Origin of the sequence: Reinekea blandensis MED297 (genome assembly GCF_000153185.1) — a bacterium.
GTDB lineage: Bacteria > Pseudomonadota > Gammaproteobacteria > Pseudomonadales > Natronospirillaceae > Reinekea > Reinekea blandensis.
Genome location: NZ_CH724150.1, coordinates 37,417 through 60,993 on the forward strand (window position 1 = coordinate 37,417; position 23,577 = coordinate 60,993).

Annotated in this window: 23 protein-coding genes; 12 read left to right on the forward strand and 11 right to left on the reverse strand. The window is 51.3% G+C overall.

Annotation, left to right across the window (positions count from 1 at the left end; genetic code table 11):
- Positions 1-167 precede the first annotated feature (167 nt).
- Both guaB and guaA read left to right on the forward strand, forming a co-directional pair.
- Positions 168-1,637 carry an IMP dehydrogenase gene (guaB, locus tag MED297_RS05570; protein WP_008043074.1) on the forward strand — a complete coding sequence of 490 codons (1,470 nt, stop codon included), beginning with the start codon at positions 168-170 and terminating at the stop codon, positions 1,635-1,637.
- A gap of 109 nt (positions 1,638-1,746) precedes the next feature.
- Entirely contained in the window at positions 1,747-3,324 is a 1,578-nt protein-coding gene (gene guaA / locus MED297_RS05575) for a glutamine-hydrolyzing GMP synthase (RefSeq protein ID WP_008043076.1), read from the forward strand.
- Between the two features lie 90 nt (positions 3,325-3,414).
- On the opposite strand, the gene MED297_RS05580 is transcribed toward guaA, so the two are convergent.
- Positions 3,415-4,650 (reverse strand): ABC transporter substrate-binding protein, encoded by a 1,236-nt coding sequence (locus MED297_RS05580; protein ID WP_008043077.1) that lies wholly within the window; start codon positions 4,648-4,650, stop codon positions 3,415-3,417.
- A gap of 491 nt (positions 4,651-5,141) precedes the next feature.
- On the opposite strand from MED297_RS05580, the gene MED297_RS05585 reads away from it, so the two are divergent.
- The 3 genes from MED297_RS05585 to MED297_RS05595 are packed head-to-tail and all read left to right on the forward strand — an operon-like array spanning position 5,142 to position 7,401.
- The gene (locus MED297_RS05585) at positions 5,142-5,693 is read left to right on the forward strand and encodes a TMEM165/GDT1 family protein (protein WP_008043079.1); all 552 of its coding nucleotides are present in this window, start codon (positions 5,142-5,144) and stop codon (positions 5,691-5,693) included.
- Positions 5,694-5,705: 12 nt separating this feature from the next.
- Positions 5,706-6,194, forward strand: coding sequence for a tRNA adenosine(34) deaminase TadA (tadA, locus tag MED297_RS05590; RefSeq protein ID WP_008043080.1), 489 nt, complete (start codon positions 5,706-5,708; stop codon positions 6,192-6,194).
- A gap of 10 nt (positions 6,195-6,204) precedes the next feature.
- On the forward strand, positions 6,205-7,401 hold the full coding sequence (locus tag MED297_RS05595; RefSeq protein ID WP_050762878.1) for an MFS transporter: 1,197 nt from the start codon (positions 6,205-6,207) through the stop codon (positions 7,399-7,401).
- 31 nt (positions 7,402-7,432) lie between these two features.
- Here MED297_RS05595 and MED297_RS05600 read toward each other — a convergent pair whose 3' ends face one another.
- From MED297_RS05600 to MED297_RS05610, 3 genes are all read right to left on the reverse strand, one after another.
- The gene (locus MED297_RS05600) at positions 7,433-8,947 is read right to left on the reverse strand and encodes a glycogen synthase (protein WP_008043083.1); all 1,515 of its coding nucleotides are present in this window, start codon (positions 8,945-8,947) and stop codon (positions 7,433-7,435) included.
- Positions 8,948-8,955: 8 nt separating this feature from the next.
- Positions 8,956-10,191: a glucose-1-phosphate adenylyltransferase gene (gene glgC, locus MED297_RS05605; protein WP_040556686.1), complete on the reverse strand. Its 1,236-nt coding sequence runs from the start codon at positions 10,189-10,191 to the stop codon at positions 8,956-8,958.
- A 126-nt stretch (positions 10,192-10,317) separates the two neighbouring features.
- Positions 10,318-10,539, reverse strand: coding sequence for a hypothetical protein (locus MED297_RS05610; protein WP_008043087.1), 222 nt, complete (start codon positions 10,537-10,539; stop codon positions 10,318-10,320).
- 242 nt (positions 10,540-10,781) lie between these two features.
- Here MED297_RS05610 and MED297_RS05615 point away from each other — a divergent pair, with 242 nt between their 5' ends.
- Positions 10,782-11,228, forward strand: coding sequence for a hypothetical protein (locus MED297_RS05615; RefSeq protein WP_008043088.1), 447 nt, complete (start codon positions 10,782-10,784; stop codon positions 11,226-11,228).
- Positions 11,229-11,263: 35 nt separating this feature from the next.
- Here the strand turns inward: MED297_RS05615 and MED297_RS05620 are convergent, their stop codons facing one another.
- On the reverse strand, positions 11,264-12,046 hold the full coding sequence (locus MED297_RS05620) for a hypothetical protein (RefSeq protein WP_008043089.1): 783 nt from the start codon (positions 12,044-12,046) through the stop codon (positions 11,264-11,266).
- Positions 12,047-12,182: 136 nt separating this feature from the next.
- Complete coding sequence (locus MED297_RS05625; RefSeq protein WP_008043090.1) at positions 12,183-12,521, reverse strand: phasin family protein; 339 nt, start codon at positions 12,519-12,521, stop codon at positions 12,183-12,185.
- A gap of 140 nt (positions 12,522-12,661) precedes the next feature.
- Here MED297_RS05625 and MED297_RS05630 point away from each other — a divergent pair, with 140 nt between their 5' ends.
- A complete protein-coding gene (locus tag MED297_RS05630) occupies positions 12,662-13,321 on the forward strand; it encodes a TetR/AcrR family transcriptional regulator (RefSeq protein ID WP_008043091.1) in 660 nt (219 codons plus the stop codon).
- Positions 13,322-13,330: 9 nt separating this feature from the next.
- Here MED297_RS05630 and MED297_RS05635 read toward each other — a convergent pair whose 3' ends face one another.
- Complete coding sequence (locus MED297_RS05635) at positions 13,331-14,530, reverse strand: patatin-like phospholipase family protein (protein WP_008043092.1); 1,200 nt, start codon at positions 14,528-14,530, stop codon at positions 13,331-13,333.
- Between the two features lie 30 nt (positions 14,531-14,560).
- Positions 14,561-15,010: a phasin family protein gene (locus MED297_RS05640; RefSeq protein WP_008043093.1), complete on the reverse strand. Its 450-nt coding sequence runs from the start codon at positions 15,008-15,010 to the stop codon at positions 14,561-14,563.
- A gap of 104 nt (positions 15,011-15,114) precedes the next feature.
- Here MED297_RS05640 and MED297_RS05645 point away from each other — a divergent pair, with 104 nt between their 5' ends.
- Positions 15,115-15,891, forward strand: a complete 777-nt coding sequence (locus tag MED297_RS05645) for a tetratricopeptide repeat protein (protein WP_008043102.1) — start codon at positions 15,115-15,117, stop codon at positions 15,889-15,891.
- A 5-nt stretch (positions 15,892-15,896) separates the two neighbouring features.
- Here the strand turns inward: MED297_RS05645 and MED297_RS05650 are convergent, their stop codons facing one another.
- Complete coding sequence (locus MED297_RS05650; protein WP_008043104.1) at positions 15,897-16,571, reverse strand: FFLEELY motif protein; 675 nt, start codon at positions 16,569-16,571, stop codon at positions 15,897-15,899.
- Positions 16,572-16,698: 127 nt separating this feature from the next.
- On the opposite strand from MED297_RS05650, the gene MED297_RS05655 reads away from it, so the two are divergent.
- Both MED297_RS05655 and MED297_RS05660 read left to right on the forward strand, forming a co-directional pair.
- Positions 16,699-18,717 carry an SDR family oxidoreductase gene (locus tag MED297_RS05655; RefSeq protein WP_008043105.1) on the forward strand — a complete coding sequence of 673 codons (2,019 nt, stop codon included), beginning with the start codon at positions 16,699-16,701 and terminating at the stop codon, positions 18,715-18,717.
- A gap of 3 nt (positions 18,718-18,720) precedes the next feature.
- A complete protein-coding gene (locus MED297_RS05660) occupies positions 18,721-19,686 on the forward strand; it encodes an alpha/beta fold hydrolase (protein ID WP_040556687.1) in 966 nt (321 codons plus the stop codon).
- Here MED297_RS05660 and MED297_RS05665 read toward each other — a convergent pair.
- Together MED297_RS05665 and MED297_RS05670 are read right to left on the reverse strand one after the other, a co-directional pair.
- Complete coding sequence (locus MED297_RS05665; protein WP_040556688.1) at positions 19,602-20,972, reverse strand: WS/DGAT domain-containing protein; 1,371 nt, start codon at positions 20,970-20,972, stop codon at positions 19,602-19,604. The genes MED297_RS05660 and MED297_RS05665 overlap by 85 nt on opposite strands.
- 132 nt (positions 20,973-21,104) lie before the next feature.
- Positions 21,105-21,635 carry an NUDIX hydrolase gene (locus MED297_RS05670; protein WP_008043108.1) on the reverse strand — a complete coding sequence of 177 codons (531 nt, stop codon included), beginning with the start codon at positions 21,633-21,635 and terminating at the stop codon, positions 21,105-21,107.
- A 232-nt stretch (positions 21,636-21,867) separates the two neighbouring features.
- On the opposite strand from MED297_RS05670, the gene MED297_RS05675 reads away from it, so the two are divergent.
- A complete protein-coding gene (locus tag MED297_RS05675) occupies positions 21,868-22,482 on the forward strand; it encodes a CoA pyrophosphatase (protein WP_008043109.1) in 615 nt (204 codons plus the stop codon).
- Positions 22,483-22,575: 93 nt separating this feature from the next.
- Complete coding sequence (locus tag MED297_RS05680) at positions 22,576-23,571, forward strand: DUF4062 domain-containing protein (RefSeq protein WP_161599273.1); 996 nt, start codon at positions 22,576-22,578, stop codon at positions 23,569-23,571.
- Positions 23,572-23,577 lie beyond the last annotated feature (6 nt).

Below are 23,577 nucleotides of genomic sequence, written 5' to 3' on the forward strand. Positions count from 1 at the left end.
TAATTCTGACCCGCAAAAAGGCAACTTATACGAAAACCGAATTTTGCCATAAAGCTTTGACTTTTAGCAAATCTGGTTATAATGCCGCCGCAACTCGATCCCGGGTGGGAAGCTATACTCCCAGTCGGTTTCTTCATTTTCCACGCCACTTACGAAGGAAATTGACTATGTTGCGCATTGCTCAAACCGCCCTCACTTTCGATGATGTATTGCTTGTCCCCGGCCACTCTGAAGTTCTTCCTAAAGAAGTGTCGCTGAAAACCCGGATTTCCCGCAACATAGAACTGAACATCCCGCTGGTTTCAGCTGCGATGGATACCGTAACTGAAGCCCGTCTGGCCATTGCGATGGCACAGGAAGGTGGCATCGGTATCGTTCATAAAAACCTGACTATTGAAGAGCAAGCCCGCGAAGTTCGTAAAGTGAAAAAATATGAGTCGGGTGTGGTACGGAACCCGATTACCATCGATGCCGATGCAACCGTGGCCGAGCTGATCGCACTGACCAGTGAAAACAGTATTTCCGGAGTACCGGTGCTCGATGGTGGTGACCTTGTCGGTATTGTCACCAGCCGGGATGTGCGTTTCGAAACCAATCAAAATGCCAAAGTCTCCGCCATCATGACCCCTCGTGAAAAACTGGTCACCGTGAATGAAGGTGAGTCCAAGGATAAGGTTCGTGAACTGCTGCACGTCCATCGAATTGAGAAAGTATTGGTTGTTGATGCTGATTTCCGTTTGACCGGAATGATGACCGTTAAAGACATCGAAAAGGCTAAATCCTATCCGAATGCAGCCAAAGATGCCGAAGGGCGGTTGCGTGTGGGGGCTGCCGTTGGTACTGGGGCAGATACCCCGGACCGTGTTGAAGCGCTGGTTAAAGCCGGAGTGGATGTCATTATTGTGGACACTGCCCATGGGCACAGCAAAGGCGTTATCGAACGCGTTCGCTGGGTAAAACAGAACTTCCCCGAAGTGGATGTGGTTGGCGGTAACATTGCCACCGCGGAAGCCGCCCGCGATTTGGCCGAAGCCGGTGCCGACGGTGTGAAAGTCGGTATTGGTCCGGGGTCGATCTGTACCACTCGAATCGTCGCTGGTGTGGGTGTGCCTCAGGTCAGCGCGGTGGCGAATGTCGCCGAAGCGCTGAAAGATCTCGACATTCCGTTGATTGCCGATGGCGGTATTCGTTTTTCCGGTGATGTAGCAAAAGCTATTGCTGCTGGAGCATCGGTTATTATGGCGGGTAGCATGTTTGCCGGTACCGATGAATCGCCGGGTGAAATTGAACTGTTCCAAGGTCGTGCTTATAAAAGTTACCGTGGCATGGGCTCGCTGGGTGCGATGTCTCAATCCCAAGGCTCCAGTGATCGTTATTTCCAGACCGTCGAAAGCGGTGTCGAAAAACTGGTGCCAGAAGGTATTGAAGGCCGGATTGCCGTGAAGGGACCGATGTCTGCCGTTGTTCATCAGCTGATGGGTGGGGTTCGCGCGGCGATGGGTTACACCGGTTGTAAAACCATCGACGAAATGCGTACCAAGCCTCAGTTCGTACAAATCACCGGGGCGGGTATTAAAGAGTCTCACGTGCATGACGTGCAGATCACCAAAGAAGCACCGAACTATCGCCTGAGCTAAGTGTGGCTGTAGCGGTTCTGTCTTAAACCGTCAGAATCGACTTGCCATTGACCATCGAGCGCTCACACAGAGCGCTCATTTGATCCTAATTGGAAGAGCAGACACAACTATGTCCCATGTAAATATTCACAGTCACAAGATCCTGATCTTGGATTTCGGATCACAATATACTCAGTTAATTGCCCGACGCGTCCGGGAGCTTGGCGTGTACTGTGAAATCCGTGCTTTCGATATGACCGAAGACGAGGTTCGTGAGTTTTCACCGAACGGTATCATTCTGTCGGGTGGGCCAGAATCGGTCACCGCGGCCAACAGTCCCCGGGCGCCCGAAGTTGTCTTTAATCTGGATATCCCTGTACTGGGTATTTGCTATGGCATGCAAACCATGGCCGTTCAGTTTGGTGGTGACGTTTCGGCCTCAAAAGAACAGGAGTTTGGCTACGCCGAAGTGAAGGTTGAAGGCGATGGTGCGCTGTTGAACGGACTGGCAGATCGATCCACCGCGGAAGGTGACCTGTTGGAAGTGTGGATGAGCCACGGCGATAAAGTCAGCCGGCTTCCGGAAGGGTTCACGCTGATGGGGTCAACACCAAGCTGTCCCATTGCGGCCATGGCTAACGACGACAAGAAATTATACGGTATTCAGTTCCACCCGGAAGTCACTCACACGCTGAAAGGGCTGGATCTGCTCGAGCGTTTTGTACGCACGATGGCGAACTGTGAGGCTTTATGGACACCGGAAAACATCATTGACGATCAGGTCGACCGTGTTCGTGAACAAGTCGGAGATCGCAATGTGTTGTTGGGGCTTTCCGGTGGGGTGGACTCTTCCGTAGTGGCTGCTTTGCTGCACAAAGCCATTGGCGATCAGTTAACCTGCGTCTTCGTAGACAACGGCTTGCTGCGCAAAGACGAAGGCGATCAGGTGATGGCTATGTTTGCCGAAAACATGGGCGTCCGGGTGATCCGCGCCGATGCGGAAGATCGTTTTTTAAACGCATTGAAAGGCGTCTCTGATCCAGAAGAAAAACGAAAAATTATCGGTCATCAGTTTATCGAAGTGTTCGATGAGCAAGCCCACAGTATTCAAGACGTGGATTTCCTGGCACAGGGAACCATTTACCCCGATGTGATTGAGTCAGCCGCATCAAAAACCGGAAAAGCTCATGTTATTAAGTCGCACCACAATGTAGGTGGCTTACCTGAAGAAATGAAGTTATCCCTCGTTGAGCCGTTGCGGGAACTGTTTAAGGACGAAGTTCGCAAGATTGGTTTGGAGCTGGGTCTGCCTTATGACATGGTTTATCGTCATCCTTTCCCGGGGCCGGGCTTGGGTGTGCGGATTCTCGGTGAAGTGAAAAAAGAATACGCAGACATTTTACGTGAAGCCGATGCCATCTTTATCGAAGAGTTACGCAAAGCAGACTGGTACCACAAAACTTCTCAAGCCTTTGCGGTTTTCCTGCCGGTAAAATCGGTTGGGGTCGTTGGTGATGGACGTCGCTACGAGTGGGTTATTTCTATTCGTGCTGTTGAAACGGTCGACTTCATGACAGCTCACTGGGCGCATTTGCCGTATGAGTTACTGGGTAAAGTCAGTAACCGTATTATTAATGAAATCAGTGGTGTCTCCCGGGTTGTGTACGATATATCCGGGAAGCCTCCGGCCACCATCGAGTGGGAGTGAGTTAAAATTACTCAACGAGCCCGGCAACTTGCCGGGCTTTTTTTGTCTGGCGGGTGTTCAGTTTCGCGAACACGCGACATAGAATCGGGGTTATCGGAGCAGGTAGTTACCTAGACGAATACTGCGCGATAAGGCTTTCGCAGATTCATCAACTGACATTGGATTATTGGCTAACGCCTGTATCTGTTCAATGAATCGGTCGGTGACGCTGGCATTGGTCGCCATGCCATGCACAACACTCGGCAGTAAGGTGTTGCGATCGCTGGCAATGGCAAGTTCGGCCATGGCTTTTCTTGCGCAGCGATCATAACCATTCGGTGAAGCGTCCGTTCGAACAGAAATGGAGCCCCGTGGAATGTTCAATGCCCGCTGGAAACGCTCATCCAACATCTGTTCGGCCAACAACGTTTGAGCATTAACCATTTCAAAAATGTTAGGCAGGTTAAAGAAGACGAAACTGTCCGACTTAAAAATAAACTGAGCAGGTGCACCGGGCATGGGTTCACATTGATACGTTTGATGAAAGGGCTGGCCAGAATCATCAATGGTTTGCGAGAGCCAATCGCCGGCGAAGACAAAGGCGGATTCCGTTGCTAAGAAGTCAATTCCGGTGTTGTCTTCGCTCAAAGAGAGCAGGGTATAGAAGCGCCTGACCGCCTGTTTAAAGGCTTCTTGTTTGAAAGCGGACACATCATGATGAACAAAGACGTCTTGATACAGCGTTTGCCCGCCAATGGACAAAACCACGGCTTCGAACAGTTGGGCCAATTTTTCAGGATCCCGGGACAAGCTGATCACCGGATAATTGGCGGCCTTCAGCGCGCCCGCGACGCGGTCAAAGTCTGCCCAGGTGCGTGGCACGGGTTGATTGATGCGTTTTAAAATGAATGGATTGACCCACATCCAGTTCGTCCGGTGAATGCTGACCGGGACAGAAACATATTTGCCGTCGTAGCGCGCTACATCGGCAACGGCTTGTGGGATCTTTAGGTCCCATTCCTGAGCGGCCGCAATGGCATTCAAGTTCGCGAGGAAACCGAGTCGAGCCCATTGTTTATAATCCAGGTCTTTCACCTCAACGGCGGCCGGTGCGTCACCATGGAAGACCCGGGTATTGAGCGATTCAAAGTCTGATGTCGAGTACGGCGGCGTTGGTAGCCACGTAACCCCTTCCTCGAGCATCCGCTTTTCGAGCAGCTCGATAGCATTCAGATCGGAACTGGTTGTCCAAGAATGCAGGACCTCAATGGTGGCAGCGTGAGTATGGGTGACGCACAGAGATAAGGTACCCAAAAGCACAAAATGTTTCAGTTTTCGCAGAATCATCGTTCAACCTAGTTTTGTTGTTTTTATTGTGCGTTCTGGTTTTCGCGCTGATGGCTCGCTGAGTATTAACGAGTCTCTAAACATCTGAACCGTTCCAGGGAAATGGCGTAGTCGGAAGGACCGTGGCCATTTCAGTCGTCGCAAAAGCCAGTCGTAGCTCAGTAACTATAAAGTGATTAAATGCAGAGTCAATTAAATGAAACAAGTATTTTATAAAAATAAACCATTGTTTTATTTGTGGTGTATGTCAGTGTTGGATTTCAGAATTGAATGCGGCCGTGGTTTTGAGTAATATGCGCGAGCCCTTAGGGGAGTAGTCTTCTCTGATTTCTGAGAGAAACTGTCAACATACTTGAACCCACAATGGTTCATGGCAGTTTCCTGCAGCGTTTCGCCGTAGTGACAAGACCTGAGGCAATGCGGCTCTCCAATGGCGGGAGGGTGTCGTATTGCCTGAGTCTTTCACTCATCCCGCCGGAAAAAATACGATGATGGATGCTTTTTTTACCTCGACGTTGACGGTGGCCCTAGCCGAGATCGGCGACAAAACTCAATTATTATCTTTGTTTTTGGCGGCACGATTCCGTAATAAGTGGGGGATTGTGGCCGGCATTTTAGTGGCAACTTTGGCTAACCATGCCGTGTCTGCCTGGTTGGGTGATTGGCTGGGTCAGTTCTTAACCAGCCAGCTTGGACAGTGGCTCATCGGGGGCAGTTTCATAGCTCTGGGCTTATGGTTGCTGATTCCTGATAAAGACGACAGTGACGATTCCCGGTTTCTGCAGTTTGGTGCTTTTACGGCGTCGGTTGTATTGTTTTTCCTGGCAGAAATCGGCGATAAAACCCAGATCGCAACCGTACTTTTAGGCGCTCAGTTTGAAAGTGTTTTATGGGTGACCGCTGGGACCACGCTCGGCATGTTGATTGCGAATATCCCGGTGGTCTTTGCCGGTCATCATCTGATGAATCGAATCCCGCTGAATGTAACCCGCTGGTTGGCTGCGACGGCGTTTGTCGCCGTAGGCTTGTTGCAGATTTTTTAAGAGGTGCCGGGCATGATCAGGAGCGACGAAGATTATATGCGAGCGGCCTTACAACAGGCTGAACAGGCTTATCGTGCCGGTGAAGTACCGATCGGTGCGGTTGTGACTTATCAGGACCGCATCATCGGTGAAGGGTATAACCAGACGATCACTCAGTTAGATCCGAGCGCGCATGCTGAAATGCTCGCCATTCGAGCGGCCGCTCAGGCGATCGGAAACTATCGACTGGTAGGGTGCACGCTATATGTCACCATCGAACCCTGTACTATGTGCGTCGGTTTGCTTGTGCACAGTCGTATTGATTGTCTGGTTTTTGGCGCTCCTGAACCCAAAGCCGGCGCGATCCGTTCAGCAAGTTGTGTCCATGAACAAGCACACTTTAACCATGAGTTTGAAATCCGTTCCGGAGTTCTTGCTGAAGATTGTTCCGGTACGATGAGTCGCTTCTTTCGCGAGCGGCGATTGCGTCAGAAAGCCTTAAAAAAACAACTCTGTCCGTAAGGGTGACTTCATGCCAATGTCTCACATGACCTTCGCTCAGAAAGCGATGCGATTGTCTCCAATGTATCTGGTTTACTTCACGCTCTTTGGCGTGTTCGTGCCCTATATTGCCCGTTTTCTGACTGAAAATGGCCTGAGCGCACAAGAAGCGAGTGTTATCGTAGCGATTGTGAATGGTGTGAACATGTTTGCGCCGTTTTTGTTCAGCTATCTGGCGGATCGAAGTGGTCAGCGGATGCGTTTTATCCGCGCTGGTTATCTGGCGATTGGTTTCTTTTACTGTCTGAGTTTGTTTGGCAGCGGTTTTTGGTTTTATCTGACGGTTTTTGGTCTGTTTGGGGTCTTTTTGTCTGCGGTGTTACCGCAGATGGAAACCGTAACATTGCACGTACTTGGTAAGGAAAAGTCTCGATATGGCCAGGTTCGTTTATGGGGATCCGTTGGCTTTGTCGTAGTCGTTTGGATTGTCGGTATCCTGCTTGATTATTTCAGTGTGAACATCCTGCCGGTTATGGGTGTCATTCTCTCGCTGTTGATGTTTGCTTCGACGTTTTTAATCCCGGAACAGTCGCGTTCAAATTCGGCAGCGGCCGAAACTACCGTTGAGGGATCGGGTGAACCCATCAGGGCGCTGCCCTGGGGGCAGATCAGCGTGTTATTGGTGGTCGTTTTGTTTTGGCAGTTTAGTATGGCTCCATACAATACCTTCTTCGATTTATATCTTCGGGAGCAGGGTTTTTCAGCATCCACAAACGGGTTTCTGATCAGCTTTGGTGCGCTGGCTGAAGTCGCTGTTTTTGTTGCTGTCGCCGCGCTGTTCCGACGCTACAGCGAACGCTTCCTGATTGTCGCTGCTTTGGCATTGACCGTCGGGCGTTGGCTGCTTTTGAATGCATTTGCTGATTCATTCTGGTTGGTTCTGTTTACTCAGAGTCTCCACGCAGCCACTTTTGGTGTCGTGCATTCCGTCGCTGTACATCGTATAGGAAGATTGTTCCCCGAACGCCGGGCCAGTTTTGGTCAGGGACTTTATGTGGCACTGGGTATGGGTCTGGGCCTGTTGGTCGGCAATCTGTTGGCTGGTGTTCTCTGGGATGGCAGCGGTTTGGTTTTTCTCCAGGCGGCCGGTTGGTCACTGCTGGCCTTACTGATTGCGCTGTTTGGTTTTCGCGAACCCTTGGAAGCGGCGGAGGCCGATCACTCTTAAGCAGGAGTAATCGGCACACTGCCAGTACCGGCTAGCCAGTTGCTTCGGCCTCAGTGGCCATTCGCGTGAGCAGAGGATGCTGGTTCGGGGCTGATTTCAACAATCGACGATAAAAGCGTTCATACGCCGTGGCCGATTTTTTCCAACTGAACCGCTGTTGCATGGCATTGTGTTGCATGCTTCGCCACTGGCTCGGTTTGTTTTTATAGACATCCAGTAAGCGTTCTGTTTCGGCCAATAACGCCTCTTCCGTCAGTTCCTGAAACATAAACCCGGTTGCAGTTTTCAGGTTGCGTTGAGACTGGCTCAAACGGACCACCGTGTCCTGCAATCCACCCACTTCCCGAACCAGAGGCAGTGTTCCATAACGCAAGCTGTAGATTTGATTCAAACCGCAAGGTTCAAACACCGAAGGCATCAGGAAGGCATCCAGCCCGGCTTCAATACGATGAGACAGGCCGATATCGTACCCGTTAAAGAAATGGAAACGGTGTGGGTATTGGCGCTGTATGTAGGTCAGTTGATTGGCCAGATTCTCATCGCCCGAGCCAAGCATGACAAATTGGCAGTCGTGCGATTGCATGAGTTTCAGGATCACCGGGATCATCAGGTGAATACCTTTCTGATCGACCAGGCGACAGATACTGCCCAGTAACGGTGTGTCCGGGTTCGGTTCCAGGTTCAGTTCTTTCTGCAATGATTGCTTGCATTTTGCTTTGCCGTCTTCCTCGATTGTGGCGTACTTCGCCGCTATCCACGGATCCGTTTCCGGGTTCCATTGGTCGTAGTCGCAGCCGTTGAGAATGCCGACCAGAGGTTCTGGCAGCGCTCTGTACTTATGGTCCAGGCCATGGCCGCCCATCGGGGTGATCAGTTCTGAGGCATATCCCGGACTGACGGTTGTGACACCGTCGGCGAAACCCAGGCTGCCCTTGAGCAGGTTTAAATGTCCCGAATCTTCAAAATCGGCTGGACGATAGAAGCGCTGGTCGATGCCAAGTTGTGCCAGCCAGCCGGCATCACAATGCATCTGATACGCGCCGTTGTGAATCGACAGTACGGATCGGGTTTTTTCAAAAAACGGATCTTGTCCGAAGTGTTCAGCAAGATAAAAGCCGGTCAGGGCGGATTGCCAATCATTGCCGTGAACGATGTCGGGTACCCAGCCTTCCTGTTGGCACCAGTCAAGGGCTGCTTTTGAGAGAATGCCAAAACGCAGGGCGTTATCCGGGTAGGCAAAGTTGCCGTCGTCGTAGATTCCCGGACGATCAAAACTCGCAGGGTGTTCAACGGCAATGACAGGTAAGGACTCGTGACTTCCGCGTCGACAATGTACGGTGACCGTATTAAAAAAGCTGAGTTTGCAGTCTAAAGACTGCGCTGGCCATTCCTGCCAGAGATCCTGTATCTGCCGATAGGCGGGCATGACGATACGGACATCATGGCCCATTTCCTGGAGCGCTTTAGGCAGCGCGTAAGCGACATCGGCTAAGCCGCCGGTTTTTACCAGCCCATCAACTTCAGAGGCAATAAACAACAATTTCATAGAGGTTCTCAGTCAAAGCCGACATGGGCACCTTTCGGGATGACTACAATCCCACCAGGTGAAACATGGAAGCGTTCTTTGTCTTTCTCCAGGTCTTCACCGATGACAGTGCCTGGCGCAATGGTTACATCTTTGTCGATGATGGCCTTGTGGATGCGGCTTCCGCGCCCGATATCGACATTGCCCAACAGCACACTGTTTTCAATGTGGGCGTGGCTGTGCACATGGCTGTTGTAACCCAGAATGGAGTGGTACACACCACTGCCGGACACAATGGAGCCAGCGGACACGATCGACCCGATGGCCTGTCCTTTTCGGTTTTCCTGATCATGGACGAATTTTGCCGGAGGTACAGCCGGGTGGTAACTTCGCATTGGCCAATGGCGGTTGTACAGATCAATCGGCGGAATTACTTCCAACAGGTCCATGTTCGCATCATAGAGTGAATCGATGGTGCCCACATCACGCCAATAACCGTTTGTGCCTTCAGGCTCACCACGAATTGCATTGGTTGAGAAGTCGTAGACGTAGACATCACCGGTTGGATAAAGCTTCGGAATGATGTTGTGTCCAAAATCGTGCAGCGAATCGCGCTCTTCGGCGTCAACCTTGAGACTCTCAACCAGGGTACTGGCGGTGAACACATAGTTCCCCATAGACGCCAGAACATAGTCCGGGCGGCCCGGTATGGTTTTTACGTCTTTTTTGGGTTTTTCCTGGAAGCCGATCATCCGATTGTTTTCATCGATTTCAATGATGCCGAATTGATCGGCCTGATCGACGGGCACCGGAATGGCCGCAACGGTTAATTTGGCACCCCGGTAACTGCGATGAAATTCGATCATCTGGCGGACATCCATCTTATAGATGTGATCGCCGCCAAAGACGCAGACTATCTCCGGGTCGAGCCCCTCAACCAATGAAATATTCTGATAGATAGCGTCAGCGGTGCCCTGATACCAGTGTTTTCCCATTTGCATTTGCGCAGGGATGGTATCGATAAAGCGATTGGTCAAACCGGATATTTGCCAGCGCCGGCTCATGTGTTTGTTCAAAGAATGTGACTTGAACTGGGTCAGCACAAAGATTTGCAGCAGATCGGAGTTGACGAAATTGTTCAGAACAAAGTCGATGATACGATAGTTGCCACCAAAGGGTACTGCAGGCTTGGCTCGTACGGACGTCAAGGGCGCCAGGCGTGTTCCTTCGCCGCCGGCCAGAATCATGGAGAGTATTCCGGACATATCTGTATACCTTTATTGTTTTGTCTGGTTGAGCGTTGAATTGTCAGTGATCGTTGTTTTCTTTTTGCTGATCTTTGTCAGCATAGTTCAAAGCTGTGACGGCGCTGCCAAGACATCATAGGCGTTTCAGAGCTGGGTGTTCAGACCGTACAGGGCTGCCTCCCCGGTCCATTGGTCGTATTCATCATGGGTTTTGCTAACTAATACGGTGGGAGCAGGAGCAAACGAATCCTGCTGTCCGAAAAAGACATCGGAATCCCAGGGATTGGCTCGGTTCCGTTCAATGATTACCAGCAACGCAACGATGGCAACAACAATGAGCAGAAACAGTAAGAATCGGGTATTCATGAAATCAGTTCACCGGCTGTAGTCAGAGTCAGACATATCACCACTTACAGTGTCGTCCTGAACGGTTCTTCTAAGCATACCGTTCAGTGTTCTGATTGAAAAGGATTGCCCTTGTGCAATCGGGTAAAAGGGAGCTCGGGCATTTCAGGATCAGAGCACAAAAGCATTGGGATTCGGGCCAATGTCGTTTAGACTTATCTAATCTATTGTATATTTCAACTATCCATTTTCAGGAGAAGAGTATGAAGGTCGTGTCCCGGCTGGCTACCGGTGTGTCGTTGATCGCGTTGCTGTCAGGTGCTGCAGCAGCGGAAACCCTGTATCAGATTGAATCTGCCGAATTAAATGGATTAACGCTGTTTGAACAAGTACTGACGGAATCGACGGCTGTGACCGTTAAACCGCAGTTGTCGACAACGGCAACCGGTGACGTCGGGGTGCTGAATCAGTGCCTGTGGTCAGTGATTGTCACGCCGGGGACCGATCCTGTGGACCTTAAACCTGGAAAAATGATCTGCGTTGGTCCGCAACAGGAAGTTTTGGAGGCCACACCGCAAGGTGTTATCGAGCCCTTTGGTGCCTGTGTGGATGACTGTACGAGCTGGTCAGTGGATGGCGATGTTCAGGTAACCATGTCATTGTCGGCTCCTTTATCGTTCTCGTTACAGCCACGCAATGAGCGTAAATAAATCGTTGCTCCAGCGGGTTTGAAACTGAAGCAGGCCTATTCGTAAGTCTGCTTCTTCTTCCAGCTTTCCTGATCATCGACCAGGCTTTCCATCTCTCCTGCCAGTTTTTCCGAGGCCGCCTTGCTCAAGCTTTCTCGGCTTTGGCGCCAGTCCTCGACAACCTGATTCAGTTTTGAACGAATATTGACCGTTTCCTGGCGAAACTGACTTTCATAGGGCGACTCTGCGATGGTATCCAATGCTTTTTGGTAGGCATTTCGCGTTTGGCGAAAGTTATCCTGACGGCGGTTCTCGTCAGCGATTAACGTAAAGTAATCAACGGCCGTTTCAATGAGTTTGATCTGAACCTGTTTTAACAGTTTTTCAGCGTGTTCCTTTTTCATCCGCCCGGTTTCATAGTTACGCTTAATAAACTCGTATAGTGATTTAAGCAGCCCCCGATAGATGCTGGCCTGATCTGCGGTCAACATGTCCTTACTGGGTTTAGGCGGATTGGCGCGCGCATTTTCGCGCTCCTGCATGAGCTGTTGATAATCTTCTTTGAGCAGGTCGTTTTTATCGGGCACCAGATCAATGTGCGTTTTCAGGTTTTGCAGCATGGCCTGATAGAGAAAATCCCTGAGTTCAACGGATAGGTAACTCGAGGGTAATGTTCGCAGAAGGTTGTTCAGTCGTTTCTGCTGCAGGGTCAGTAGTCGAATTTGATTGTTTCTGGCTTCCAGAGCCTTGTGGCGGCTCTGCGTCACCAACATACCGATAATCATAGCGGCCAAAGCCGCAACGCCGATTACGGAAAAAAGTGTGGTGTTCGCGTCCATACAGTCAGAAATCTCGAGTCTTTTAAACAGTTTAGGGCCGTTTTCGAACCGAGCCAAGGTTTAGTGTGTCGGCTCAACGCGCATAACTGGAGACTGTATCGGCCGCTTCTAAGGTTCCTGAACCTTTAATCAGGGCCTATTCATCCCGAAAAAACTCCGCTTCGAGCTCGCCCAATCGGCTTTCCAGAGCTTTCAACTGAGATTTGGAGACAATGCCTAATCGACCAAGCGCCTGCGCTACCTTTTCTTCAAAAGCTGCCTCTATATTGGTGAACCGATGTCGATGATGAGAAGTCTGATCCGACTGAGCAGGGTGGAGCGATGATAACAACTCATTCAGCTCCTCCTGATGCGCCTGTTCATAGTGTTCACCGTCGTGCATCAACTGGGTTAGCCATGCGTCGCCTTCAGTCTCGACCCGATGAAGGGCACCAAGGCCGGCCAGCCATATCGTTCTGGGTAAATGGGTATCCATGCCGTCTTCCTCCAGAGAGAACGCTCTGATATCAGCCTAGTCCGATGACCGGAGAATGGTTTGATTCTGATCAATAATTAACCTCTGGGCTCGTGTCAGCATGATTTAGGCCCTTGTAACAGCACCGGAAGGCGACGTGAATGGCAACCGTAGAACGGATTTTACAGGCCGCACTGGTACTGGCGAATGAGTCTGGTGCAGCGCGGTTGACGACCAATGCGATGGCGGATGAGGCTGGGATCAGTGTTGGCAATCTCTACTATCATTTCCGGAACAAAGACGATGTCTTGCTGGCCTTGTTTCGTCAGTTCGAGGGCATTATCGAACCTCTGTTATCCTCAGATTCCAAAGTGGCCGGATTAGACGATTGGGTGCAATGGTGGCTTCAGTGGTTTGATCATGTTCAGGCCTACTCGTTTCTGTTTCATGACCAACATTATTTGCAGACCAGCAACTCGCATTTGCGATTTCATTATCACCAATGGGCCGGACAAATCGAAAAAGCTCAGAAACGCATGTTGGACGAGCTTAAAGAAGTCCGGCAATTAGTCGCCACACAGGATGACCTTCAGCGGCTGGGCTGCGAAATGACCTTCATTGCGGTGTTTTGGCCTGATTTTTATCTGCTTAAGCAACCCCGGCCAGAGTCCGTCCAGGATTGCTCAATATGGAGCAGTGCCCTGAAGCAGATGCTGGGCCTGTTGTTACCTTATTTGCGTGTGTCCGCTCAGATGCAGTTCGAACAATTGATCAAGGACGCTGACCAGGTACTGCAAAATCGAATTCGTCCAGACAGGTAAAGGCTCGAATCAGTCCATATACTGATTTTCCAGTCGATCCAGTGACGTTCTCAGACGTTTCATGTGCGGGCTCAGACGTCGCCGTTGTCGGATGGATTCTGGTAAAGAAGGGCCATCGTTAAGGTGTTCGGGCTGAATAGCTAAACCATAGGGCGCGAGCATGCCATTTAACTCATCCTGTCGCTGGCTAATGTCAGCCAGTGTTGCACGGTAAGCACTGTCGACCATCTGAACCCGATTACGGAAGCTGAACTCGTTGGCAAAAAACCAGACCGCGTCATCGGGTTTGGGTTCAAACAGAATGATATCTTTGTCCGGGTAATCGCGTTGGTACTGACGGAATCCGGTAACGGATCGGGAATGGACCATCGCGCGAATGGCCTGACTGATTATGCCGACCGAACCCTCGCGTATGATCGATGTTTGCTCGGGTGCATCCGGAAGAAACTGACGGTTGCAGTAAGGAACGATCGGATTGAAGCAGAACACCAGGTCTGCGCCGGCGTCCAGAGCGGCCGAAGCATGGACGGTTTTATACAAAATCCCATCAACAAAATAATGGTCATGAATGCGCACCGGAACATACAGGCCCGGAACACAGGTGGATGCCTGAACCGCCGTGGAAATGGGCACATCATCCCACTCGGGATGACCAAAGACCACGGAGCGGCCACAGTCCAGATCTGCAGCGACGATCATCAGTTGGGTATCGAGCTTGCGGAAATCATTAGTAATGCCGTATTGCTGAAAGAGTTTTCTCAAATAGCGTTCGATCGGTCGATTATCAAAAAAACCGGCCGGCAGAACCTGTTTCAGCCGTGTAAAACTCTCAAGCAGAGACTCATCACGCGGGTTTCGCAGGTAATCATAGATGGCTTGCCAGGTCAGTCCCGGAATGCTGGTTATCCGGTGTCGATATTCTCCCCACGCAGGGGAATAGAACAGAGACGGGTGAATCGGGTGTTCAACGTCGTCTGGCCGCAGCAAGTTGTCAGCAATTTCTCTGATGCTGAACTGGTTGGCAAGCGCCGAAGCGATGACCGACCCAGCACTGACTCCAACATACATCGGTAAATGATGCAGTCGAATACTCGGCAGGGCCTGTTGCAACGCTAACAGCGCACCAAGCTCGTACAGCCCGCCCATGGGACCACCACCGGCAAGAGCAAGCGCGATGGTGGGTTGGCCTATGTGATGTTGAACACCCATGAGACACCTCCATTACCGTCATGATGAACGTCAGGCGGTGGTTTCACTCTTTTTCGTTTTCGCCGGAGCGGCTTTAGTGGTGGCCGCTTTTGGTGCTGGTTTCTGAGCAGAGGCTTCAACGGCCGCTTGCAGCGCATCGATTTTTTCAATCAATTGCGATACATCGTCTTTGGTTGGAACGCCCAGTTTATCCAGAACTTTAATGACGCGATCTTCCAGAATGGCTTCAAGTTTATCCCATTGACTAGAGGCGCGATTCATCACTGAATCGACCGAATCATTCACCTGATTGGTGGTTTTTTCAGAGACTTTGTCCTGAAACTTTTCACCTTCTTCGACCAGGCTGGAAAACAGCCGACCACCTTCCTGGCCGGTTTTAACGAATGCCCCCAGTCCTGCCATCCACATCTGACGTGCGGTATCAACCGTGGTTTGCGTCGCCGCACTGAACTTTGATTGAGATTGGGATAGTTTGCTCATGGCTTCTCCTCCAAGTTGCGGGCTAATTGATTTAGCACCATGTTTACTGTACGACCGGGGTTTAGAGTAAACACACTAATCCTGAAACAGGGTGGGTGATTCAAATGACACAGATCAATATTCAGACACTGGCAACCTTATTTTCACCTCTGGACGTATCCGATATACCGGAACAGTGGGAACGATTACATGCGGGTGATCGCGAGCCTTTACCGAACAGCGAAACCGCGCGGCATGGCTGGTGGTTGTTTCATACCGGGCGGTTTTTGGAGGCCGCAGACGAGGCGTTGAGCGATGAAGCACTGTTAAGCCTTCGGTTAAAGTCGCTATCGACCTATGCCCACTATATGGAAAGCGATGAATCCCAACGCCTGGCTATGTTTCAGTCGGTCATCAGCGAAGCTAAGGAAGGTCTGAAAACTCAGCCCGATGCCTTGAACCTGCATTATCAGCTTGCCTACAGCCTGGGCCGTTACAGTCAGTGTGTTTCCATCACCCGGGCCTTATCAGAAGGGTTGGCCGGCCAGATTGCCGCTTCTTTGGAGCGTTGTCTTGAGCTGGACCCTCAACACGCGGATGCCCATACGGCGTTTGCAACTTATCAGGCCGAGTTGATCGGCAAACTCGGGAAAATGGCGGCTCGACTGACCTATGGTGCGAGCGTAGATGATGCTGTTAAGCATTATCAGCTGGCGATTGAACTGGCTCCTTATTCTGTCAGTGCCAAAACCGAATACGCCGATGGGTTACTGTCGATGGCGGGTAAAAAGCAACGTCAGCAGGCTATTTCTTTGTATCAAGAGGCCGTATCGGTGACTCCAGCGGATGCTTTGGAAGCGCTGGACTTCAGGTTGGCTAAGGCTGAACTGGACGGTCTGTAAACGGTCTACGTCGACGCTGAGAACCATTCGTCCGAAAGCTGCCGTTCGACGGTCAGTACCGGGATCAGAAAATCATCCGGATTGTCCAGCTGATCAAAAGCGTCATAGCCACGACAGACAAACTGATGAATGTCGTCATATCCAGCCAGTCGAGCCGGTACGGTGGCCCAACTGAGCAGCGAACGGATCATGGGTTTACGGACGATGGTTTTGAGTTCAGTTCCCAACAGCTCGATCAGATCCAGTTGTCGGGCCCGGTCGACCGGGTTTTGGCAGGCACGATAGGCGGCAACCCAGCTTTTCAAACTCAGCTCATTCAGATTCGGCTCATTGCCAAGGTAATGCAGTAGCAAAGCGTCCAGCTCCAAACTCAAACCGTGCAACTCTGCAGCACTGACAACGACGTCCAGTACCGACGCTGGCATCGTTCGGCACATCAGGGGAAGTGCCCGGATAAGCTGATCATTTCGGCGATGAAAATGTTCCGCGCTATAGAGTTCATCCTTAAAAAAGTCCATGGCCGGACGAAAGCGTGGTTGCTCATATAACGCCATATGCGTGTTCAACAGGCGATTGGCCTGCCAAGCTTGCAGCGCTTTAAACTCTGGAGTCGGGCGGGTTCTTTTGACTTTTTCTAAATGACTGAGGATAAGGTTGTGATATTCGTGAGCGTGAGTCATAACGCCTCCTGCGTCCGGCTCAGTTCAGTCTATTAAAACGCAACAATGGTGTCAGGGACTGATGCAGATCAGCACAGTGACCGGTCGGCAATGACAATCTGGACTGCACAAAAAACAGTCAGAGGGCATGAACATGAACGTTTTTGTCACTGGTGGTACGGGGTTCATCGGGTCCCGGTTAGTCAAACAGCTTTTATTGAACACAGCCATTCAACATATCTATCTCCTCGTACGGGAAACCTCCCTCCCAAAAGCGCATGAGCGATTTGCCGCCGAGATGAATGACAGTCGTTATCGTGAACGATTGGTGTTCATTTCAGGGAATTTGCGCGAGTCGGATTTGGGGTTGTCGGATGATGATGTGGGGGCATTAACCGGGAAGGTCGAACACTTTTTTCATCTGGCGGCAATTTATGACTTAAACGCCGATCGGGAAGCGCAACTGGCTGTAAACGTGCAGGGAACGCGGTTTGCCGTGCAGCTCGCCCAGCAATTACAGGTACAGACTTTTCATCTGATGAGTTCGATTGCGGCAGCAGGTCTTTACCCCGGCGTGTTCCGTGAGGATATGTTCGCGGAAGCGACGAACCTCAGTCATCCTTATTTTTCGACCAAACACGAATCGGAACGTCTGGTACGCGAGCTCTGGGGACCTTCTTACCGGATCTACCGGCCATCCTTTGTAGTTGGGGACTCAAGAACCGGTGAGATGGATAAAACCGACGGGCCTTATTATCTGTTTCATCTCATTAAAGCCATTCGTGAAGCTTTACCACCCTGGGTGCCATTGATGGGTATTGAGGGAGGGCGGTTTAATCTGGTTCCGGTCAACTTCGTCGTAGAGGCCATCGCATACTTGGCGTTTTTACCCGAACAGGATGGCCAGACTTTTCATCTGACCGATATGGAGCATTGGAAGTTTGGTGATCTCTTAAACCTCTTTGCCCGAGCGGCACATGCTCCTGAGTTTGAAATGCGGGTGAATGCCCGGTTATTTCAGTTAGTTCCGCCTGTATTAAAAAATGGCGTCATGGCTACCCCAGGGGTGGCCGACATCGTGGATGAACTGATTCAAAGCCTTGGCATTCCTAAAGATTTTTTTGCCTTCATTAACTGGCCAACCCGTTACGATAATCGCAAGGCTGAGGCTCTGTTAAACGAAGCTGGCATCCGGCCACCGCCATTAACCAGTTACGCGGATCGCCTATGGGATTACTGGGAAAGACATCTGGATCCGGCTCTGTTCGTGGCAAAAAATCTGGAAGAAAGACTGAATGGCAAGGTGGTCCTGATTACCGGAGGCTCATCCGGTATCGGCAAAGCAACGGCCATGCGCTTAAGCAAAGCCGGTGCGACCGTCATCATCTGTGCCCGGGATGCTGAAAAGCTGCGTCGTGCTCATCTGGATATTGAGTCAACAGGTGGTACGGTGGTCAGTCATCAGGCGGATATTACACAGCCTGATGACGTCGATCGTCTGTTTGGCATGATTGAACGGGAGTTTGCCGGTCTGGATATCCTGATCAATAATGCCGGGCATTCGATTCGTCGCTCAGTGATGCAATCGTTAGATCGCTTGCATGATTTTCAACGAACCATTGAGCTGAACTATCTGGCGTCTGTTGCCATTACCTTGAAAGCATTACCGATGATGGACCGTCGCCGGGAGGGGCACGTCATCAATATTTCATCCATTGGGGTGCTGAGTAACTCGCCCCGGTTCTCAGCCTATGTGGCCTCGAAAGCCGCCCTTGAGGCTTTCAGTCGTTGTGCCGCCGCCGAGATGGCTGACCACAAAATTTATTTCACGAACATCAATATGCCGCTGGTGCGAACCCCCATGATCGCGCCGACACCACTTTACGATCATGTGCCGACGTTAACGCCGGATGATGCGGCCGAGTTGGTTTGTGAGGCAATTTTGAAACGCCCGGAACGCTTGTCCACTAAACTTGGCAAGTTTGCCGATATTGTTCATGCTCTGTCTCCGACGTTGCAGCGACAGATCCTGAACACGGCGTTTCGATTGTTTCCGGAACAAGCTCGTGCCGATACCGCGAACCCGCAAGGGGAGACCGAAGCACCGCCGCCTGTTTCACCGGCACAGGTGCTGTTTGCCACGCTAATGAGAGGAGTGCACTGGTAGGTAATGACCGTACGACAGTTCATATGGGGGTGGCAAAGCCTCGAGTTGCTGGTGATTTTCGGGCTCTGGCAGTGGCTGTCATCCAGCCCGATTCTTCTGAGTCTGTTCGCAGCTTTCGTGACCATGCTTGCGTTACGGGCGCTGTTGATCGGCGTGATTTGTATCGTGGTGACGGTACAGTTCAGCCATCAGTCGCTATCGCCTTGGCGTTGGGTTCGCTACTGGGTGCAAGAGTTCGTGGCTTTTGTATCTCTGTACAGTGTGATGCAGGCTCTGCCGCGGCGCTGGGTGCAACCCAATGACCCGGTAACCAACCACCATGTGATTCTGGCGCACGGATTCCTCTGCAATGACGGGTTTTGGTGGCGTTTTGTGCCTCGCCTTCGTCAAGCGGGTTTAAGTGTTTCATCAGTTGAAATGCCCGGTGCCTTCGCCAGCATAGAGGAGTTTCAGCAGCGCCTTAGCGCTGAAATAGAACGTGTCAGTTCAATCAACCCCGATGCCGTCATTACTCTGGTCGGGTTCAGTATGGGTGGATTGGCAGCGCGTTGTTTACCGCGTAAACAGCAGCAGCGTTGCGAACTGATCACTCTTTATACTCCGCATTACGGGACTCTGATGGCCTATGTTCCGCGGTGGGTAGGCGCCACAAATGGTCGCCAGATGTGTCCGGGCAACCCATGGCTGTCGGGCTTGAAACGTCATCCTATTGCTTTCCGTCGGATGCTGGGCGTTTGGACCCGGCACGATACCATTGTTATACCGCCGATTCGCAGTCGGGCACCTTTCGATAACTGGGCGCAATCCGGCCAAGGCCATTTAAGTGCTTCTTTGGATGGGTCATTGCATCAGCGATTGCTGGACTGGATAACCGAAGAACACTCTCAGCCAGACGGCCACGGGACTGTCATTAAGGTTTCCAAAAGCAACGACTCAAACTCCGCATTGAAACAATCGATGATGTCCTGAGGGTTGGAAATCAGCTGCTGGTCGGTCATCAGACCAAACTGAACGCGATTGTTGTAGGTGAGAATGCTGACTCCGGTACCAATACTGCCGGATTGTGGAACCCAAAACAGCACCTGGTCCAGCTCGCTCCCGGCAAAATGCAAAGGAAAGCCAGGGCCGGGAACATTGGTCATCACGGCCGAGGCCTTACTGCTGAACAATCGCACCAGTTCTTTTTCGGCGATGTCCGGTAGGTATCCCGCCAACTGCAGAATCTGAAAGACCAGCCAAGCCTGCTTGCTCTGTTTTAAGGCGCCCATTCGCTGATGCAGGGCCTGAGCCCTTTCAATAGGGTCTTCAATCCCCAAGGGCAGTGACAAAAATACCATCCCAAAATAGTTGCCCAACTCCGGTGCTTTCAGCAATGGTCTCAAATCCACAGGAACGACGGTCCTCATTTCAGACCAGGAGGTGAGTTGGTTCAGATCCTTTAAGTACCGGCGAAATGCGCCGGCGGCTGAACTCAACAAAATGTCGTTGATCTTGGCTTGATGAGTCTGCGCGATGGTTTTTACTTCCATCAGGTCTAAAGGCTGGCTCCAGACAAGCTGTTTTTTACCGCACAACCCCGGCGTTTTGAAAATATTGGCCTCGCCCGGACTGAGCCCCATCTTAAGCAGTTCAGTAGTGAGTTCTTCGACCAGCATCAGCGTTTCCGACCATTTGCCCTGACCAGGAACAAAGGGTTGTAAGCGCTTTAACCAGCGAGAAGGTGAGGGTGGGTGCGGTGTCGGTATAGACGCCGCCAGCGGTGGCATCGAAGCACCTTCGTCCATGAGTGACAACAGCACCTTCATCAGTGCCATCCCATCTGCATAGGCATGATGAATCCGGATGATGATGGCGCAGCCGTGTCGGAATCGAGGGACAAACAACATACGCCATAACGGGCGGGATGTATCTAGTGGCGAGTTGATGAAATCGGTTGCCAGCTGCTGCAGTTCAGCATCCGTCTCGGGCGACTGTTGCGCCGTGGGTAAGTGATAATCTAGATCTACCGGCGCAACCTGCCAGGCCTCGGATACCAGTGCCGGAGATGGCCGGCATTGAAAGCGTTTAATTGAAGCAAATTGAGTAAGCAATCGTTCGTGAACGACGGACTCAGGGATGGCCGATTGAAAAGTCATGACCGCGTTGATGACCATCGGGTTGACCGGAGAGTCCATTCGTAGCCAGGCATGGTCGACGCCCGCCATCAAGGTTTGTTGATGGCTGTCGGATTGAGTGTGGTGGCTTGAATTATCCATAAAATCAACGCACCTTAGCCGTGAGCCAACCTGGCTTACAAGGCGGCCAGCTCTGAATAAGTAGCTTTCAGTGTGGTCAAAGCTGGGCCGTTGTCCACTGCGCCAGATCAACAGTAATGATTATTCTGGCGCTCAGATGTCAATGTGATCGTTCAATACATAGAAGGGTTGAGTCTGAAGCTCGAGATAGTGTTTTAACGTCCGTTCAACCGTCCGAAATGCGATGTCTGGCCAGGGGATGTCGTCGAGGTGATAGAGATCGACGGCATTGCTTTCAGCGGTGGTCCCATAGTTGAAATCAGGCATGTCGACTCGGTAAAACATATGCACCTGATCGAAAGCCGGCAGGCTGATGACACTGATCAATACAGGGTTTTCACCGCGCACCATCGACTCCTCATCGGTTTCCCGAAGAGCGCCCTGAACCGTCGTTTCTCCGTTTTCCATAAAGCCCGCAGGCAGTGTCCAGAAGTTTTTGCGTGGCTCAATATTGCGCCGGCAGAGCAGGATGCGACCGTCCGGTGCGACGGGGACCGTGCCAGTGATGATGCGGGGGTTACGGTAATGGATGGCATCGCAATGCTCACAGACAAAGCGGGGGAGGTGGTCGCCTGGCGGTGTTTTTACCGTGACCGGGTGGCCACATTCGCTGCAAAAGTTCATCTGTGTGGAAAAACCAACGTTGTTTGTTTATGAGTTTAATCTCCGCGTAGATTACCAGAGACAAGCCTGGGATGAACACTCTTTACCCGAGGTAACCTTCGTACCGCAATCGGGAGACACAGAGCCAGAAGGCATTGAAGCAAGGGTGTTGAGATTCAAAATCGTGCAAAGAAAGCGACCCAACTCGAATTCTGTGCCATGCTTAAACGCAGGAAACAATGACAGGGGCCCTATGATCGAACCATCGTTAACCGCAGCCATGCGACATGCGCTCGTTACTTATCAGCCAAAAAAACTCTCACTGGATCGACCCAAAGCCGCCGTCTTGGTGCCTATTCATACCGATCCAGAACCGTCTGTGTTGCTCACTGTTCGAGCCAGCCATCTGAACAGTCACCCCGGACAGGTGTCGTTTCCCGGCGGTATGATGGAGCCGATTGACCCGAACCTGGCGCACACCGCATTACGCGAAACGGAAGAAGAGGTTGGTTTATCACCGTCTGGAATCGACGTGATTGGCGAGTTGTCGACCGCTTATTCCAAAGATGGAGTTCTGGTTTATCCCTTTGTCGGAATCGTCTCCGATCCGTATCAGAGCGTTGCCAGCCCCGATGAAATTGCCGAAATTTTTCACGTTCCCTGGCAGTTTTTCGCCTCTCAGGCTCCTGAGTTGCAAGCCATTGACCGGCATGGCATGTCTTTTCATATCCCGCATTTTCATTATGAAGGACACCATATATGGGGCATGACCGCCATGATCCTGCTGGAGTTAATCAACCTGATTGAGGGAACAGATTGGCCGACGCCGGACTTCACGCTGGCGACTCGACCGGGGGAAACGCCGTAATCGTGGGGCTATAAGATATGGTTCATAATGCACCGCTGTGTTACAGTGAAGTTGTGTTGGAACATGCCTGAGGGCTACGGAAAGTCATTGTTCATGTCTGATAGTCGTATGATGGTTATGGTGGCCTCGCTTGAGCGGCACCTGAGTAAAGAACGTAAAATTCTGACGGAAGCCATCGCAGGCCAAAACTCAATTCCGGTCGGGCTGGCTTATCCCCCGATACCCGCCAATTACATCTATAAACTGAATCAACAAGCGCTCAATGACGCCGATTACGTTGTGTTGTTGATCGGCTCAGAATACGGTGCCTTGACCGATAAGGGTGTCGGCTATGTTCATGCAACCTTTGCCGCGGCGCAGGCCGCCAGAAAACCGATCCTGAGCCTGATATACGAAGGCGAGGCGGCACAGCCAACCGACAGCTTCGATCAAAAACGTCTCAAAGGCTTTGTTGAACAGCTGAAGACCGGATGTGTCTTTTACTGGCATGATGATGACAGCCTCAGAGACAGTGCCGAACGTGGTCTTGAGTTTATTTTCGAGCATCATCCATCAACCGGTTGGATAAAGGCTGATTTGCAACCCTTAGTCGCTTCGGTGAGTGCTGATGATCAAAGTCTCATACAGAAGTTAAAAACGCAGGTGCAGCACCTGACCCACAAGGTTCAAAGCTTGCCCGGGCATGGCAAAGCCGAGAAAGTCGACTTCAGCAAAGATCAGCGACTTCTGAACCTGAAATACCAATGCAATGCGTTTCGTGAAGGGCGGTTAAAGCAGCTTGATGGCCAGTTGGGCTTGCCTCTACAGGCGTTGTTCGATTGGTTGGCTCCCACTTTGCTGTCACCGGTTACCGAAGCCCGATTGCGCGCGGTGATCGCTATCCGTATACAGGAGGCGGTGTTAGCAGAGGCAAAATCACGCTGGCCGGGCAGTCATGCGGTTTCCGATATTAAAGTCCAGCAAGGCAGTTTTGATGAACTGAAAATTCGCCTTCGCGCCCTCAATGCCATAGCTTTTGATGATCATGGCCGATGGTTTCTTACCCCATCCGGCGAGCAGACAGCCCTCGAGTTATCAGAATCGCACTGATTCTTG

Bases quoted from the DNA above. Each gene is read 5' to 3' on its own strand.
- guaB (WP_008043074.1), top strand. From the start codon at position 168: ATGTTGCGCATTGCTCAAACCGCCCTCACTTTCGATGATGTATTGCTT.
- guaA (WP_008043076.1), top strand. From the start codon at position 1,747: ATGTCCCATGTAAATATTCACAGTCACAAGATCCTGATCTTGGATTTC.
- MED297_RS05580 (WP_008043077.1), bottom strand. From the start codon at position 4,650: ATGATTCTGCGAAAACTGAAACATTTTGTGCTTTTGGGTACCTTATCT.
- MED297_RS05585 (WP_008043079.1), top strand. From the start codon at position 5,142: ATGGATGCTTTTTTTACCTCGACGTTGACGGTGGCCCTAGCCGAGATC.
- tadA (WP_008043080.1), top strand. From the start codon at position 5,706: ATGATCAGGAGCGACGAAGATTATATGCGAGCGGCCTTACAACAGGCT.
- MED297_RS05595 (WP_050762878.1), top strand. From the start codon at position 6,205: ATGCCAATGTCTCACATGACCTTCGCTCAGAAAGCGATGCGATTGTCT.
- MED297_RS05600 (WP_008043083.1), bottom strand. From the start codon at position 8,947: ATGAAATTGTTGTTTATTGCCTCTGAAGTTGATGGGCTGGTAAAAACC.
- glgC (WP_040556686.1), bottom strand. From the start codon at position 10,191: ATGTCCGGAATACTCTCCATGATTCTGGCCGGCGGCGAAGGAACACGC.
- MED297_RS05610 (WP_008043087.1), bottom strand. From the start codon at position 10,539: ATGAATACCCGATTCTTACTGTTTCTGCTCATTGTTGTTGCCATCGTT.
- MED297_RS05615 (WP_008043088.1), top strand. From the start codon at position 10,782: ATGAAGGTCGTGTCCCGGCTGGCTACCGGTGTGTCGTTGATCGCGTTG.
- MED297_RS05620 (WP_008043089.1), bottom strand. From the start codon at position 12,046: ATGGACGCGAACACCACACTTTTTTCCGTAATCGGCGTTGCGGCTTTG.
- MED297_RS05625 (WP_008043090.1), bottom strand. From the start codon at position 12,521: ATGGATACCCATTTACCCAGAACGATATGGCTGGCCGGCCTTGGTGCC.
- MED297_RS05630 (WP_008043091.1), top strand. From the start codon at position 12,662: ATGGCAACCGTAGAACGGATTTTACAGGCCGCACTGGTACTGGCGAAT.
- MED297_RS05635 (WP_008043092.1), bottom strand. From the start codon at position 14,530: ATGGGTGTTCAACATCACATAGGCCAACCCACCATCGCGCTTGCTCTT.
- MED297_RS05640 (WP_008043093.1), bottom strand. From the start codon at position 15,010: ATGAGCAAACTATCCCAATCTCAATCAAAGTTCAGTGCGGCGACGCAA.
- MED297_RS05645 (WP_008043102.1), top strand. From the start codon at position 15,115: ATGACACAGATCAATATTCAGACACTGGCAACCTTATTTTCACCTCTG.
- MED297_RS05650 (WP_008043104.1), bottom strand. From the start codon at position 16,571: ATGACTCACGCTCACGAATATCACAACCTTATCCTCAGTCATTTAGAA.
- MED297_RS05655 (WP_008043105.1), top strand. From the start codon at position 16,699: ATGAACATGAACGTTTTTGTCACTGGTGGTACGGGGTTCATCGGGTCC.
- MED297_RS05660 (WP_040556687.1), top strand. From the start codon at position 18,721: ATGACCGTACGACAGTTCATATGGGGGTGGCAAAGCCTCGAGTTGCTG.
- MED297_RS05665 (WP_040556688.1), bottom strand. From the start codon at position 20,972: ATGGATAATTCAAGCCACCACACTCAATCCGACAGCCATCAACAAACC.
- MED297_RS05670 (WP_008043108.1), bottom strand. From the start codon at position 21,635: ATGAACTTTTGCAGCGAATGTGGCCACCCGGTCACGGTAAAAACACCG.
- MED297_RS05675 (WP_008043109.1), top strand. From the start codon at position 21,868: ATGATCGAACCATCGTTAACCGCAGCCATGCGACATGCGCTCGTTACT.
- MED297_RS05680 (WP_161599273.1), top strand. From the start codon at position 22,576: ATGTCTGATAGTCGTATGATGGTTATGGTGGCCTCGCTTGAGCGGCAC.